Source organism: Glutamicibacter sp. GQ173 (genome assembly GCF_059759215.1).
In genome coordinates this window covers 12,956-27,533 of the sequence record NZ_JCAXDT010000007.1, presented here as the reverse complement: position 1 = coordinate 27,533, position 14,578 = coordinate 12,956, and the positions used below count along the sequence as shown (strand labels likewise).

The following is a 14,578-nucleotide window of genomic DNA, read 5'->3' as shown; positions in this document are numbered from 1 at the left end:
AGTTTTATGGTTACCCCCTTCGGCTGGCTCGCCAGCCGAATCTCACTGGAGCGCCGCAGCTTGCGCGCGGCCAGCCTGACCGCAATGATCGCCGCCATCCTGATCATCGTTGGCGGCGGTGTCGTGCGCGTGACCGGTTCGGGCTTGGGCTGTCCCGACTGGCCGGCCTGCACCGACGGGTCATTGGCACCCACGGCGCAGATGGGCATTCATGCGACCATCGAATTCGCCAACCGGTTGCTCACCACGGTGCTCTGCGCTGCGGTGGGATGGGTGATCATTGCCGCTCGTCTGCAGCGCGAACCGGTGCCAGCCATTACCCGCTGGGCCTGGGTGCAGTTTTGGCTCGTGGTGCTCAACGCCGTGATCGGCGGGGTCACGGTGTGGGTGAAGCTCAATCCCTTCATGGTGGCAGGGCATTTCCTGGCTGCTACATTGCTGCTCACGGCCGCGGCCATCACCTGGGACAAGACGCAGAACCTGATAGCCGGGGAACATCCGGCCAGCACCGGCAAGCTCAAGGCCCTTGGCACCATCATGCTTGCAGCCAACGCCGTATTGGTCATCGCAGGCACCGCCGTAACCGGCTCCGGACCGCACGCCGGGGACTCGGCCGACGTGCCGCGCATGGGCTTTGACTGGCTGGGCATCACTGTTTTCCACGCCTTGGTGGCGGTGCTGGCCCTGGCAACGGTGGTGGTCATGTGGCGCACGGCGAATCAGCAACAAATAGCCAGCGTGTCCCGCAAGGCGAAAATGTATGTGCTGGTCTTCGCCGGGCAGGGCCTGATCGGCATCGTCCAGGCGCTCACGCACCTTCCCGAGCTGCTGGTGGTCTGCCACCTGGTCGGTTCTGCGCTGGTCTGGATTGGCGCGATACGCCTGCTGCTGGCCAGCCATGCACCGCAGCGCAGCGCCGCCGCGGCGGCTCACTCGTAATCAGGGTCGTCGGGGAAATACGACGGGTCAATCTCGCTGATTGGCTTGACCCACAGCTGGGACACCTCGTGGACCACGCATTGATGGACCAGGTCCAGCAACTCGCCAGGACTGTCGGCAATCTGCTCGATGGGCAGGCGGAAAATGATGATTTTTGCCCGCTCGCTGGCGGTGGCCGCCACGGAGGACGCCAGCGGGATCCGGTCGCCAACGGCCTGGGCCTGGTTGATGAGATTGTCGCTGGGAACCGGCTCGATCAAGAAGTCGATAAGCTCAATCTTCTGCGGCCAGCGCTCGGAAAGCCGCTGGGCACTGGCCATCACTGCGTCATCGAACCGCTCTTGCCTGCCTCGGTAGGCAGGAAGATGCATTGGCAGCAACGGCCCGCGGCGCCCCCGGCCGTGGCGATTGCGCCGCGGCCCGCTGGGCTGATTCGGCACCTTGGAGTTCATCACCCCAGCCTATCGCCCCGGATGGCCTCTGGCCGCGCATCGGCCCGTAAACACCGCTAGATCCCCGGTTAGCGCCAATGGCACGAGTAGAATGGGAACCGTGGAAGGTCTTCGTCTTTGTTCTCGCCCAGCTTGCCGTGAAGCAGCTCGTGCAACCCTCACCTACGTATACGCGGATTCAACTGCTGTACTGGGTCCGCTAGCGACCTATCCGGAGCCGCACTGCTACGACCTGTGCGCGCGGCACGCCAATCGCCTGACCGTCCCCAGCGGCTGGAACCTGATTCGCGGAGCCATGCCGGATGTGCTGGAGCCCGAAGACGAACTGAATGCGCTGGTGAATGCGGTGCGCGACACGCAGCCGGCGGCCCGCGAGCCGCGGCACGCCTCAACTTCCCCGGTGGATTCGGTGCGCGCTCGCGAAAACCGCGGCCAGCGCTTTGACTCTCGTGTGCGCCTGGCCGTTTTGCCGGATAAGGAACAGTAAGTACCGTTCCAAGAACTTTTCCCAGCACTTCGCGCTTGTGTCTTAGCCGAAACATGTTTTAGGTGTGGTAATCCGTCGCAAGAGCCTTTCGGGTGGATATGCTGAAGGCGCGTGAGCCCTTCGCGGCTTGCCAATTACCCCAAAACATCACACCATCGCGCGAATTGCAGGAGGTCTGCTCATGGCTGAGGCGGCGAAAAACCCTTCCGGAGGGCAAGGAAATGCGGGCCAGCCCGCATCGGCTGGCCCGGAAGGCGCGCCAAGTCCAAAGGCATCCCTGAGCCAAAAGGCCGAGGAGCTGGCAGCGCGTTTGGAAGCCCACAAGAACCAGGCGCAGGCTGAGGCGGCCAAGGAAACCGTTGCCCGGGAAGCCGCCCGCAAGGAAGCAGTGCGCTTGGCCATGTCCGGAAAATCCGAGACTCCTGCGCAGCCCGAAGCCATCAAGCCTGCAGCCCAGAAAGCAGCGCCTGCCAAGCCAGCCGAGGCCCCGCCGGCGCAGAAGCCAGCCGCAGCCAAGCCAGCAGCTCCTGCCGCCGCGAAAAAGCCGGCGGAGGGGAAAACCGTGGCTGACAAAACCGCTCCCGCCAAGCCTGCAGCGGCGAAGCCAGCGGCCAAACCGCAGGCCAACGAGCCAGTTGAAGACGTGATTCGCGCAATCAAGCTTCCCCATGAACTTGCGGCCGAAAAGAAGACCGCAAGCCAGCCCGAAGCACCGGCAACGAGCGTGCAGCCGCAGGCAGAGGAGCCAGCCACGAGCACCGCACAGCAGGTACCGCCGGTTTCGGTCGCTCCGAAAACTGGATCGCTGCCCACCACGAAAGCCGCTGTGGCACAGGCCCGCAATCGCGTCTTCGGCAGCTACGAGCCGGAGCCAGAACCTTCGGAGGCGGCCGTCAAGCGCCGTGTCGCCCGCGAACGCGCCTTGAACTCCAAACCGCCCCTGGGCCGCACCGCGCAGGTGATAGTAGCCCTGGTCTTCCCGCTGCTGACCCTGATCGCTGCCATCCGCCTGATCGCCACCCCGGCCTTCTTGGCGCTGTCCTACGCACGCCCCGGATTCCCAAGCGACAGCTTCGGATTCACCGAGGCCGAACGCCTGACCTACGGCAGCTACGGCGTGGACTACCTGAACAACTTTGCCGGACGAGAGTATCTGGCCGGGCTCAAGCTCTCCACGGGTTCGAGCATGTTCACCGAAGGCGAGGTGCAGCATATGGTCGATGTGAAGCACCTGATTGGCTTCGCCTACGTGCTTGGCGTGGTCTTGGCAATCATCCTGGTCATCGGCGTCTGGTACCTCGCCAAGCGCTATGCCGGCGGTGTGCGCAGAGCCCTGTTCTCCGGCGCCATCGTGACCCTGGCAATGATTGCGGTGCTCGCTGTGGCAGCGCTGATGGGGTGGGAAACCTTCTTCACCCAGTTCCACGCGCTGTTCTTCTCCGAAGGAACTTGGACCTTCAGCGTCAGGGACACCCTCATCCGCCTGTACCCCGAGCAATTCTGGGTTGATAGCGCCATTGGCATTGCCGCCCTGGTGCTGGCAACTGTTCTCGCGGTTCTGGTCAGCTGCTGGCCGACCGGACGCCGCCGCGAGTCCTCCCGGCTGCGCCAGGAAGCCCGCGCCTTCGGCATCGGCAACTAGGCATAAGCGCAGCAAACTGATTCAGGCGCCGCATCTGCGGCGCCTGAATTGTTTAACTGGCCTCCTACTTGGAGTAGAACTCCTGGATCCGGTCATCAAACTGGTCGAGGACACTCTGCCGCTTGAGTTTCAGCGAGCTGGTCAGGTGGCCTGAGGCCTCGGTGAATTCCGCATCGAGGACCACGAACTTGCGAATCGATTCGGCCTTTGAGACCGTCAGGTTCGCTGTTTCCACATATCGCTGGATTTCGGCAATGACCTCGGGATGAACTGCAGCTTGCGCCAGGGACAATTCGCCCAGTCCCTTGGCTTTGCCCCACAGGACGAGTTCCTCATGATCCAGGGTCACCAAGGCTGAAATAAACGGACGCTGTTCGCCGGCCAGGACGCACTGGGCCACAATGCGCCCGGCGCGAACCATCTCCTCCAAGGGGCCGGGGGAGACGTTTTTGCCGCCGGCCGTGACAATCAGTTCCTTCTTGCGCCCGGTGACCTTCAAGTACCCGGCCTCATCCAGGACGCCGGTATCACCGGTCTTGAAGTAGCCGCCAGCATCGAAGGCTTCCGCGGTGGCCTGGGGATTGTTGTGATAGCCGGAGAAGACGCCGATGCCCTTGACCAGGATCTCGCCATCGTCGGCGATCCTGACGCTGGTTCCGGGGATTGGACGCCCCACCGTGCCTACGCGGGTATGCGAGGCCTGGTTCACGGTGGCCGGCGCGGTGGTCTCGGTCAATCCGTAGCCTTCCACCAGCTGGATGCCGGCGCCCCGGAAGAAATGCGCCAGATCCTGGTTGAGCGCGCTGGCCCCCGAAATTGCGTAGCCGCATTCGCCGCCAAAAATGCCGCGCAGTTTTGGATAGAGCACCTTGTTGAACAGCGCATGCCGAGCACGCAGGCCCAGGGGCAGGCGTGCCTTGAGGCCCCGGGCACGCGCATCGCGGATCTTGGAAACGTCGATGGCAGTCTGCTCGGCCTTCAAGAACAGGCCGGCCTTGCCGCTGCTCTCAGCTGTTGCCAGCGCGGTGGTGCGAATCTTCTCGAAGACGCGTGGAACGGCCAACAGGAAGCCGGGCTTCACGGCTGCCATGTCCTGGACCAGATTAGCCATGGAACTTGAATGGGCGATGATGGAGCCGCCGTGGATGCAGGTCTGCTGGACGGCGCGGGCGAGCACGTGGGCCAGCGGCAGGAACATCAGGGTGCGTCGCTGGTCGCCGAGAACTTCGCGCATGTGCCCGGCCAGGTTGTGGGCGACCATGGCGAAATTGGCGTGGGTCATATTGCAGCCCTTGGGGCGGCCGGTCGTGCCCGAGGTGTACACCATGGTGGCTACGTCTTCGAGCTTCATGGATGAGCGGCGGGACTCGATGGCCTGCTCATTGACTTCGCCAGGCTCCACGAGCAGCCGGTGCAATCCTGCTGAAGGTATCAGCGCCTTGTCGGACTGGTCCGAACCCTCGAAAATGTGGATGCGGATCTCGTCGCCCAGCTGCGCGGCGGCCTGTCGCACATTGGCCCGCAACGCGTGGTCTTCGGCGAAGACGACGCGGGCGCCTGAATCGCGGAGGATCCATTCGATCTGAAATGGGCTTGAGGTCTCGTAGATGGGAACCGAGACGCCGCCGGCAAACCAGATGGCCTCTTCCGCCAGCGCCCACTCGTAGCGCGTTCTCGAGACGATCGCGACCTTGTCGCCTGGCTGAAGCCCATCATTGATCAAGGTGGTTGCCAGGCGCTTCACATCGGCGAGGAAATCTCCCGCGCTCACATCGCGCCAAGAGCCCTCGCGCTGCACGCTGAACAACGGCTGGTCCGAACCGCGGGCGACGCGGTCGAGGAGAAGATTCGTCGTATTAACTTCTGGTGCTAATTCAGTAAGCAGCTCGACGGTTACTTCGTGCATGGAAGCTGAACCCTTCGGGAATCGATAATCGTCAACGTGGCCTGGTTCATGGCATCAAGCGCCGATCTGCCCCGGTGCCTAGCCCCAGCTGGGGATCCACACGTGCAGGCGCCAGAGCTCATCTGCAATCATTTCCCCAGACCAAATCGACCAGAAGAAGGCCGATGTGACTAGGAATAACGCAATAACCAGGGTGACCACGATAATGCGTGAGCGGTACATGAGTCCGGAATTCGGCTCACGCGGAATGAACCTGCCAATCATATACGTCAATGAAAGGATCATGAACGGCACCAGCGGCAGGGTGTAGAAGAAGAACATCGTGCGTTCCGGGTACATCAGCCATGGCAGGAAACCGGCCACGGCCGAGGAAAGAATGGCCCCGGCACGCCAGTCGCGGGCTCCGATCCACCACAGGATCAACAGGAACATGCTGATCGAGCAGGCCCACCACAACAGTGGGTTGGGGAGGTCGGTGATGACTTCGGTGCAGCGCTTCAGATCGCAACCGTTGACGCCCTGGTCGTAGCCTTCGAAGTAGAACAGCACCGGGCGGCCTGCGAAAGGCCACGTCCATGGCGAGGATTGCCATCCGTGTTCTGAACTGAGTCCCGTGTGGAATTCGTAGCCAGCCTGGTGATAGTGCCAGAGCGAGCGCAACGGAGCGGGCAACCAGCTGACGCCGTCGCCGGGATTCTCTTCAGCCCATTGCCGGTAGCGCCCGCCGGCAGTGATCAGCCAACCAGTCCACGTGGACAGGTAGGTGAGCAGTGCGAGCGGGATCATCGTGAAGAACGAGTAGATGCCGTCGCGGGTGAAAGCGGCACGCTGCCAGTGATGAATGCCTGCGGTGCGACGCGCGGCGAAGTCCCACAGCACGGCCATGATGCAGAAAACAGCCACAAAGGACAGCGCTGACCACTTGATGCCGACCGCCCCGCCGAGCATGACCGCTGCAACCAGGCGCCACGGGCGCCACCACAGCATCGGCCCGTAGCCCAGAAGGAATTCATCGGGCCTGTTGCCCCGGGGGACACTGAGCTTTCGAGCCAGTTGGGTCCGCCCATGGATTCGATCCTTGAGCAACGCGTAAAACGCGGCCAGGACGAAGAACATGAGGAAGATATCCAGAAGCGCGGTGCGTGACATCACGATGGAATGGCCATCGATGGCCATCAACAGTCCGGCGGTGCCAGCCAGGATATGGGAACCGAAGAGCAGCCGGGCGCAGAGGGTGACCAGCAGTACGGAAAGGGTGCCGAACAGCGCCGTGCTGAAACGCCAGCCGAAGCCGTTGAAATCGCCAAAGAGCAGCATTCCAAAGCCGATGAGCCATTTGCCCAGCGGCGGATGGACCACGAAGGAAGAATCCGTGGTGAGCTGGGGATCCCCGGCTATGAATTGCGCGTCGCTGTCATCGGCCCATTCGCGTTCATAACCGCTCTGCAGCAGCGAAAATGCGTCTTTGACATAGTAGGTTTCGTCAAAGATCAACACGTGCGGATGAGCAAGGTTGATGAAACGCAGCAAACCGGCAAGCAGCGTCACCGCCAGCGGAATGATCCATAGCAGCGGTCCGCTGAGCGCTACCGTGGGCAGGAGCCGCTGTTTCAGGCTCTCGAAAGTGAAGGCCTGCCGCGTTGAACGGACGTGGCCAATAATCGCGGAGTTAGGAGTCGAGATGCCCATCACCAGATCATGCTACCGGCGTGAAGGGAGGAATGTGGGCTTTTCATACTTCGCGTAGGCTTAAGAATGTGCAGATCTCAGAGAATGAGGGCGTAATCGTCCTCGGCGCTACCCCAATTGGCAATTTATCCGATGCTTCCCCGCGGTTGCGGGAAATGATGGCGACCGCGGATATCATCGCCGCGGAGGACACGAGAAACTTCCACCACCTCGCCCATGCACTGGGTATCAAGATCACCGCCAAGGTGATGAGCCTTCATGAACACAACGAAGCCCACAAGCTTTCTGAAGTCATCGACTTGGCAGCCCAGGGGGCAACGATCCTGGTCGTCTCCGACGCGGGAATGCCAGCTGTTTCGGATCCGGGCTACCCGCTGGTGGCGGCCGCGCTCAGCGCAGGCATTCGCGTCACCGCTGTGCCTGGCCCTTCAGCCGTGTTGACCGCGCTCTCGCTTTCGGGTCTGCCGACAGGGCGCTTCACCTTCGAGGGGTTCTTGCCACGCAAGGCAGGGGAGCGGCGCAAAAGGCTGGAATCGTTGCTGGCCGAAGAACGCACCATGGTCTTCTTCGAAGCGCCGCATCGCCTGGGCGATTTCCTGGAGGCAGCCGTTGAAGCCTTTGGCGAAAACCGCCAAGCAGCCGTGGCCCGGGAATTGACCAAAAAATTTGAGGAAGTCCGTCGTGACTCGCTCGGTGCCTTGAAACAGTGGTCCGAGGACGGCGTGCGTGGCGAAATCGTCGTGGTGATCCACGGCGCTGAAGAAGCCGAACCGGCCACGGTGGATGAGTTGTTGCCCAAGGTTGCGGCACTCGTGGAACAGGGCACTCGAATGAAACAAGCCGTGGCTGAAGTTGCCGAAAAATTTGGCGTGAAGAAACGCGATCTTTATGAGGCTGTCCTGGCCGAACGTCACGAAGCGGATAAATAGCGGAATTCGCATAGGCTGATTGCACAATGAATCTGCGCATTTATAGTGCACAGGGCGATTTACAGTTCGCTTGTGCCGAGAATAGCGTAGGCATCAACGACGATTAGTTTCATTTATAGTTTCAGGAGATGCGCGTATGTCGATCACTGCCCAGCGCGAAGCAGAACTGCTTGCAAAGGTTCCAACCGGTCTTTTGATCAATGGCGAATGGCGCGATGCCTCGGACGGCGGCACCTTCGACGTGCTGGATCCAGCCACAGGAGAAAAGCTGCTGACCCTTGCCAGCGCCACGAGCGAAGATGCCATGGCCGCTTTGGACGCAGCGGATGCCGTGCAGGCCGAATGGGCCTTGACGGCACCACGCGAACGGGCTGAGATTCTGCGCCGCGCCTTCGATCTGGTCACCGAGCGCAAGGATGACTTCGCCCTGCTGATGAGCCTGGAAATGGGCAAGCCACTAGCCGAGGCCTACGGCGAAGTGACCTACGGTGCCGAATTCCTGCGCTGGTTCTCCGAAGAAACCGTGCGCCACTACGGCCGCTACGTGACCACCCCCGAGGGCAAGAACAAGGTTCTGGTCCACCACAAGCCGGTGGGCCCATGCCTGCTGATCACCCCGTGGAACTTCCCATTGGCCATGGCCACCCGCAAGGTCGGCCCAGCAGTTGCTGCAGGTTGCACCATGGTGCTCAAGCCAGCCAAGCTGACCCCGCTGACTTCCCAGCTATTCGCTGCCACGATGATGGAAGCTGGCCTTCCGGCAGGCGTGCTGAACGTTGTTTCCGGTGCCTCGGCTTCGAAGATCTCCGGCCCATTGATGCAGGACGACCGCCTGCGCAAGGTCTCCTTCACCGGTTCGACCCCAGTGGGCAAGCAGCTGATGAAGGACGCCGCCGACAAGGTGCTGCGCACTTCGATGGAACTGGGCGGCAACGCGCCGTTCATCGTTTTCGAAGATGCCGACGTGGATGCCGCAGTCGAGGGCGCCATGGCTGCCAAGATGCGCAACATGGGCGAAGCTTGCACCGCAGCCAACCGCTTCCTGGTCCACGTTGATGTTGCCGAAGAGTTCACCGCAAAGTTCGCCGAAGCGATGAAGGCACTGAAGCCAGGCCGTGGCACCGAAGCAGGCACCACCGTGGGACCACTGGTGGAGGAAAAGGCTCGCGACGAAGTGCACGCACTGGTCGAGGATGCAGTCAGCGCTGGCGCAACTGCTGTTACCGGTGGCGCACCGGTCGAGGGCCCAGGCTACTTCTACCAGCCAACCGTTCTGGCCAACGTAGCCAACGACGCGAAGATCCTGACCCAGGAGATCTTCGGCCCGGTTGCTCCAGTGACCACGTTCACTTCCGAGGAAGAGGCCATCAAGCTGGCCAACTCCACCGAGTACGGCCTGGCCTCCTACATCTACTCGCAGGACTTCAACCGCATGTTCCGCGTTTCGGAGCAGATCGAGTTCGGCCTGGTTGGCTTCAACGCCGGCGTTATCTCCAACGCAGCAGCACCATTTGGTGGCGTGAAGCAGTCCGGTTTGGGCCGTGAAGGCGGCGCTGAAGGATTGGGCGAATACACCACCGTGCAGTACATCGGCATCGCCGATCCATACGCTGCAAAGAAGTAGATCAACGCATCTAATGATGCGTCGCAGATAATTGATGCCCGGCCACTTGGCCGGGCATCAACTGTCTGCAGGCTATTTTCTGGCACCTTCTGCCGTGGCTCTTTTTCCTGGCGTTGAACGCAACGAGCGCGGGAAAAGGAAACTGAGGATCCGGCGTCCTGCGGGCAGTTCCCCGCGAAGCTGGCTTTGAACCTCGTGCAATGCGTCCAACAGTTCAGGCGCATCATCTGCAGGTACATGCCGACCTGCGTAGAAGCTCTGCTCAATGGCGGCCTGGAGCAATTGCAGTGGCTTGGCGAGCCGCGGGTGGTCATCGGCCAGGCGCACGAGATAGTCGCCCACTGATTCATGGACGCCTGCTTCAACTCCCGCATCCATTCCAACACTGAGCAGTTCGGCCCACAATGCTTGTGCCGCATCAGGGGCGCCGGAACGGACCAGGGCCAGGCGCTTTTGCCGAGTGCGTTGCCGGCGCCAAGGACCAACGCATAATCCGGCAGCCGCCAACAAGATAGCCAAGGGCGCCAACCAGATGGCGGTATTGCCATCACGTGAAGAAGAACCCGTCGTCGCCTGAGGCGTTGGATCGGGAGACTCGGAACGAGGCGGAGTGCTGCGCGACGTGGGGACCTCAGGCGCCGTACTCTCTTGAGGCGCTGCGGTACTGGTTGGTTCCGGCGCATAGGTTGGCGTGTAGCCTCGGCCCGGAGTCGGTTCGAAAGGCACCCAGCCCAGCCCGTCAAGATACAACTCTGGCCAGGCATGAGCCTGCTGCCCGCTGACCTCATAGCCCTTGAGCTCGGTGCCCGGCTCCAGCAAGCTGGCGAGCGAGGTTGCAGCATCAGAATTATCAACCGTGATGGTTTCGCCGGTGGCCACGCCAGGGGCGTAGCCCACGGCAATTCGCGAGGGGATCCCAGCCTCACGCGCCAGCAGAGCCATGGCCGAGGCGAAGTGCACGCAATACCCCTGGCGGCGGTTCAGGAAAGCTTTGACTACCTCAGCGTTGGCACCGTCGTAGCCTTCCCGCAACGGAGTGCGCTCGGAGTAAACGAAGTTACCGTAGCGGAAGTAATCCTGGAGGGCCACTGCTTTTTCCAAATTGGTCCTCGGCGTGCTTCCCTTATCGTAGGCTTCCTCCAGCGCCTGTTCGAGCATCGGCTGCAGGGCGTTGTCCGAGTCCTGGGGGAGTTGCGTGTAGTCCGACGATATGAAATCGTTCGTGCCAATGCGCCGCTGATCGAGGTACTCAACCATCTCCGGGGTGATATTCAATGGCGCATAGGCCACGGTAATATCGCCAGTCGCGCCAAGCGCATCACCGCTAAGCCGAGCTACCGAGGTTTCAAGGGTCCATTGCCAATCTCCCTGGATTCCACTGACCAGATTACTGCGGTCGGGCAACGGCAATAGCGGATTCCTATTGCCCCTCGGCCAAGTCATCTGCACAATTTCCTCGGAGCTGGATAATAGCGAAAAATTATTGTTGACCGCCACGTCGCCCGAATAATCGGTATGGAACAGGTCCTCGGTCGGTTCCCAGCGTTCATTGGTCAGTTCCTTGATGACCTGGGTGCGCAAATAAGGCGCCTTCGAGGCGCTGGTGTAATAGGTCAAGAACGGATCTGACCCATTGGAGCGGAGATCCCGTCCGAGATTGATCAGCGGGTCAACATTGTTGGCCAGCAGGTCCCCGGACGGGCGTTGCCCCTCGGGGAACATGCCGGTGCGGAACCCCGGCATCCACAGGCTCGCGGCAATCAACGATCCAACGCAGGCCAGAGCGGTGATGCCAAAAATTCCCAAGGTCATCGGCTCGAGGAGCTTGCGCCTGCCCGTGCGAGGCGAAGACTTGGCGAAGGCGTGGGGCACCAAGGCAGCGTACGCCAATATCCCTAAGACCATAAGCGACAGGTAGCCAATCCCGGCGCCTTGCTGCTTGAACAGCGAAGCAACAATCGGGGCGAAAGACAGCGGGATGATCACCAGCAAGGCAGTGCGGCGGAAACTGGCCAGCAGTTCCACCACAAGGCTCACGCCCAGTGACAGAACCAAAATGCCGAAGTCTACATGGATGGAGCTGGCTACCGGCGGGACTTGCGTGGCCAATTGGAGTCCTGCTTCGGACAGCGAAGAGCGGAACCATTGCAAGGCAGGAAATCCATAGGAATTTGCGGTCATGACGTCGTGGCGCATGATGGCAGCGACGGCGATGAGGACTGCAGCCGGGATGGCCAGCCAGCGAACGACGCGTACGCTCCGGATCGCCCCGCAAGCCAGATGCAGGGCAATGTTCGGCAGGACGAGGTAGGGGAACCACGAGGTACCCTCAACGACACCGGTGAGCGACGCCATTCCGGCCAAGACGGCTAAAGCCAGGCACAATGAAGCCAAGATGCGGGGGAGCACATTCTCAACTGCCGGAGCTTGCTCCAGCATGAGGCTCTTTTGTTCTTCTGTTTCGCGAGGCGATGGGGCGCCAGCCAACTGTGAGGTCATTATCCGCCCCACATCTCAGCCGCGCCCATGGTTCCTGGGAGCAGATGAACTTTCCACCCGGTGCCGGCGAGCTCTTGTTGCACGGAATCGTATCGTTCCGGATGCGCTACGAGAATAAAGACTTCGGCAAGGCGTACCGTGCGGGCCAGAGTGGCAAGCCATCGAGCCTGTGCAACGGTGAGTTCGCCAAAAATCATGATGACTGGTTCGTCTCGGAATCCCAGCAGCTCTTTATGCAATCCATCGCCGAATAGCTCTGAGGCGTCGGTATCGAGGCCGCTGGCGTCGAGGGCCAACTCGGCCGTGGCAGCGTGGAATGAGCCAAAGTTTGAGTCAGCGGCGGCCTCCGACGTTGCTTGCCGATGCTGGCTGGTAAGCGGCGCTCCACTGAGATCGCGGAAAGACAGCTGGTAGCCACCGGTCGAATAGCGCAGTCCGATGCCGCTGGCCAGGGACAAAGCTGTTTCAAAACGGCGGCTACTTGGCAAGTCTTCGTTCGACCCGCCGGGGATGGACAGTCGAAGATCCACTCCGCTGTGGCACCAATGCTCAAGTTTTGTGTCCAGGATCAGGAGCGCTTGAGCGGTGGCGACATGATTCTCCTGCCGAACCATGAGCTTGCCTTGCCGGGCGCTGGCCTTCCAGTGGACCTGCCGGATCGAATCACCTTGCTGATAGTCGCGAATGGCAACGTCGTAGTAATCGGCGGTGGTGCTGCGTGAATGCCGTGCATCGCCGGTGAGCATCTGCTCTCCAAGGGAAGCCAAGCGGTGCAGATCCATGAGTTCCGAGCGGACCGGGACCTCCAGGGCTTCGCCGGTGTTGACCATTCCCCGGACCAATCCCAACGTGTCAGAAACGATTTGCTGTGCCGGGCCCAGCTGATGGTTGCCGCGCCTGCCAAAGATCAATTCATATTCGAGTTCGCCAGGGGTGTCGAGCATCGGTCCGCGCCCGAAACCTTCTGGAAGCTGTTCCTGGATGGTTGCCGGTTCCAGACAATGCAATTGCACTTTGCATACTTCGCCAGCACTGGGAGCCGCGGATAGCACCTGTCGCTGGATTCGCGTGCGCCCTCGCAGGCCCAGCGCGAGGGCCCAACTAATGCCGGCCAGCACTACGAGGCTGATGCCCACTGCCATCAATTCATGGCGTCCGAACATGAAGGCGAGGAATACCAGGAAGATTCCTGAGCCGAGCACGCACCATCCGCGCACGGTGAACAGGTCCAGCCGCAACCTACGCAGTATTGCAGGTGTCGAATTTTCTGAACGAACCCACGACAATGCATTACGGGAGTCGAAACGAGGTATCTTCTCCATGCGATGCCAGCTAGCTGACTGGGGTGCTGGAGAGCAGTTCTTGAATGAGGTCCTGGACTTCCACCCCATCAGCGATAGCGCGTCGAGTAAGGATCAGCCGATGGTTCAGCACCATTTGCGCCACGCTTCGCACATCTTCCGGGAGCACGTGGTCGCGGCCGTTAACTGCGGCATGTGCCTTGGCGGCTCGAACCCATTGGATCAGGGCACGCGGTGAAGCCCCTAGCTCAACCTGCGGATGGTTTCGCGATGCTCGGCCCAAATCCACGACATAGGAGCTTAATCTTGCGGTGACGGTGATGGAGCTGACCTGTTCGATCATTTGCCGCAGGTCTGCAAGCTGCAACACCGAGGCCAGGGTTTCCAGCGGCTCATGATGGTGATGGCCGGCAATCATGGATATTTCGGCTTCGCGTTGCGGATAGCCCAAAGAGATCCGTCCCATGAAGCGATCGCGTTGCGCCTCGGGCAGCGCGAAGGTTCCTTCAGAGTCCACGGGGTTCTGGGTAGCAATAACCATAAAAGGCTGTTCCAGGCTGTGGGTGATGGAATCTACGGTGACCTGGGATTCCTCCATGCATTCAAGCAACGCGGATTGCGTTTTGGCATTGGCGCGGTTGATCTCATCGGCAATGACGATATTGGCGAAAATGGGGCCGGGGTGAAAAGTGAATTCGTGAGTCTGCGGCGAATATACTGAAACGCCGGTGACGTCACTGGGCAGCAGGTCCGGGGTGAACTGGATGCGATGCACAGATCCATTCACGCTTTTGGCCAGCGACTTAGCCAGCATGGTCTTGCCAACGCCTGGAACGTCTTCCAGCAACAAATGTCCTTGCGCCAGCAGTACCGTTAGCGCGCTGATGACGGCCTCGGGTTTTCCGGTGATCACGCTCTGCACAGCGTCGAAAATTCGTTGGCAATTCGTTTGGAACGTTGAATCCAGCGATGGCATCGTCGGGTTCGCACTCATTCGAAGTTCCTCCTGCGCAATGGGTCAGCCGCGAGACACTTCGCATCCTGAGACATTCAATAGACTCTTGCTCACCATCATATGGGCATCTTTTGTCCAACAACAGAGGCTAATCT

Annotated in this window: 11 protein-coding genes; 5 read left to right on the top strand and 6 right to left on the bottom strand. The window is 60.9% G+C overall.

The genetic code is table 11. The features are described from left to right. The first annotated feature begins 6 nt into the window (after positions 1 to 6). Entirely contained in the window at positions 7 to 939 is a 933-nt protein-coding gene (locus AC6CHO_RS12000) for a COX15/CtaA family protein (protein ID WP_498215190.1), read from the top strand. Here AC6CHO_RS12000 and AC6CHO_RS11995 read toward each other — a convergent pair. After that, complete coding sequence (locus AC6CHO_RS11995) at positions 930 to 1,391, bottom strand: metallopeptidase family protein (protein WP_444660650.1); 462 nt, start codon at positions 1,389 to 1,391, stop codon at positions 930 to 932. The two genes, AC6CHO_RS12000 and AC6CHO_RS11995, sit on opposite strands and share 10 nt — an antisense overlap. A 91-nt stretch (positions 1,392 to 1,482) precedes the next feature. Between AC6CHO_RS11995 and AC6CHO_RS11990 the strand changes: the two genes are divergently transcribed. Then, positions 1,483 to 1,878 carry a DUF3499 domain-containing protein gene (locus tag AC6CHO_RS11990; RefSeq protein ID WP_498215189.1) on the top strand — a complete coding sequence of 132 codons (396 nt, stop codon included), beginning with the start codon at positions 1,483 to 1,485 and terminating at the stop codon, positions 1,876 to 1,878. Between the two features lie 181 nt (positions 1,879 to 2,059). Beyond that, complete coding sequence (locus AC6CHO_RS11985; RefSeq protein WP_498215188.1) at positions 2,060 to 3,520, top strand: TIGR01906 family membrane protein; 1,461 nt, start codon at positions 2,060 to 2,062, stop codon at positions 3,518 to 3,520. Between the two features lie 64 nt (positions 3,521 to 3,584). Here AC6CHO_RS11985 and AC6CHO_RS11980 read toward each other — a convergent pair whose 3' ends face one another. Both AC6CHO_RS11980 and AC6CHO_RS11975 read right to left on the bottom strand, forming a co-directional pair. Then, positions 3,585 to 5,426 carry an AMP-dependent synthetase/ligase gene (locus AC6CHO_RS11980; protein ID WP_498215186.1) on the bottom strand — a complete coding sequence of 614 codons (1,842 nt, stop codon included), beginning with the start codon at positions 5,424 to 5,426 and terminating at the stop codon, positions 3,585 to 3,587. Between the two features lie 78 nt (positions 5,427 to 5,504). Then, a complete protein-coding gene (locus tag AC6CHO_RS11975) occupies positions 5,505 to 7,115 on the bottom strand; it encodes a dolichyl-phosphate-mannose--protein mannosyltransferase (RefSeq protein WP_498215483.1) in 1,611 nt (536 codons plus the stop codon). A gap of 68 nt (positions 7,116 to 7,183) precedes the next feature. Here AC6CHO_RS11975 and rsmI point away from each other — a divergent pair, with 68 nt between their 5' ends. After that, the gene (rsmI, locus tag AC6CHO_RS11970) at positions 7,184 to 8,044 is read left to right on the top strand and encodes a 16S rRNA (cytidine(1402)-2'-O)-methyltransferase (protein ID WP_498215185.1); all 861 of its coding nucleotides are present in this window, start codon (positions 7,184 to 7,186) and stop codon (positions 8,042 to 8,044) included. 136 nt (positions 8,045 to 8,180) lie between these two features. After that, complete coding sequence (locus AC6CHO_RS11965) at positions 8,181 to 9,668, top strand: NAD-dependent succinate-semialdehyde dehydrogenase (RefSeq protein WP_498215184.1); 1,488 nt, start codon at positions 8,181 to 8,183, stop codon at positions 9,666 to 9,668. Between the two features lie 72 nt (positions 9,669 to 9,740). On the opposite strand, the gene AC6CHO_RS11960 is transcribed toward AC6CHO_RS11965, so the two are convergent. From AC6CHO_RS11960 to AC6CHO_RS11950, 3 genes are all read right to left on the bottom strand, one after another. Continuing rightward, a complete protein-coding gene (locus AC6CHO_RS11960; protein ID WP_498215182.1) occupies positions 9,741 to 12,167 on the bottom strand; it encodes a transglutaminase TgpA family protein in 2,427 nt (808 codons plus the stop codon). Then, positions 12,167 to 13,405 carry a DUF58 domain-containing protein gene (locus tag AC6CHO_RS11955; RefSeq protein WP_498215180.1) on the bottom strand — a complete coding sequence of 413 codons (1,239 nt, stop codon included), beginning with the start codon at positions 13,403 to 13,405 and terminating at the stop codon, positions 12,167 to 12,169. The genes AC6CHO_RS11960 and AC6CHO_RS11955 overlap by 1 nt, the downstream gene beginning before the upstream one ends. A 94-nt stretch (positions 13,406 to 13,499) precedes the next feature. Continuing rightward, positions 13,500 to 14,462, bottom strand: coding sequence for an AAA family ATPase (locus tag AC6CHO_RS11950; protein ID WP_444660641.1), 963 nt, complete (start codon positions 14,460 to 14,462; stop codon positions 13,500 to 13,502). Positions 14,463 to 14,578 lie beyond the last annotated feature (116 nt).

Bases quoted from the DNA above. Each gene is read 5' to 3' on its own strand.
- AC6CHO_RS11960 (WP_498215182.1), bottom strand. From the start codon at position 12,167: ATGACCTCACAGTTGGCTGGCGCCCCATCGCCTCGCGAAACAGAAGAA.
- AC6CHO_RS11990 (WP_498215189.1), top strand. From the start codon at position 1,483: ATGGGAACCGTGGAAGGTCTTCGTCTTTGTTCTCGCCCAGCTTGCCGT.
- AC6CHO_RS12000 (WP_498215190.1), top strand. From the start codon at position 7: ATGGTTACCCCCTTCGGCTGGCTCGCCAGCCGAATCTCACTGGAGCGC.
- AC6CHO_RS11995 (WP_444660650.1), bottom strand. From the start codon at position 1,391: ATGAACTCCAAGGTGCCGAATCAGCCCAGCGGGCCGCGGCGCAATCGC.
- AC6CHO_RS11965 (WP_498215184.1), top strand. From the start codon at position 8,181: ATGTCGATCACTGCCCAGCGCGAAGCAGAACTGCTTGCAAAGGTTCCA.
- AC6CHO_RS11980 (WP_498215186.1), bottom strand. From the start codon at position 5,426: ATGCACGAAGTAACCGTCGAGCTGCTTACTGAATTAGCACCAGAAGTT.
- AC6CHO_RS11950 (WP_444660641.1), bottom strand. From the start codon at position 14,462: ATGAGTGCGAACCCGACGATGCCATCGCTGGATTCAACGTTCCAAACG.
- AC6CHO_RS11975 (WP_498215483.1), bottom strand. From the start codon at position 7,115: ATGGGCATCTCGACTCCTAACTCCGCGATTATTGGCCACGTCCGTTCA.
- AC6CHO_RS11985 (WP_498215188.1), top strand. From the start codon at position 2,060: ATGGCTGAGGCGGCGAAAAACCCTTCCGGAGGGCAAGGAAATGCGGGC.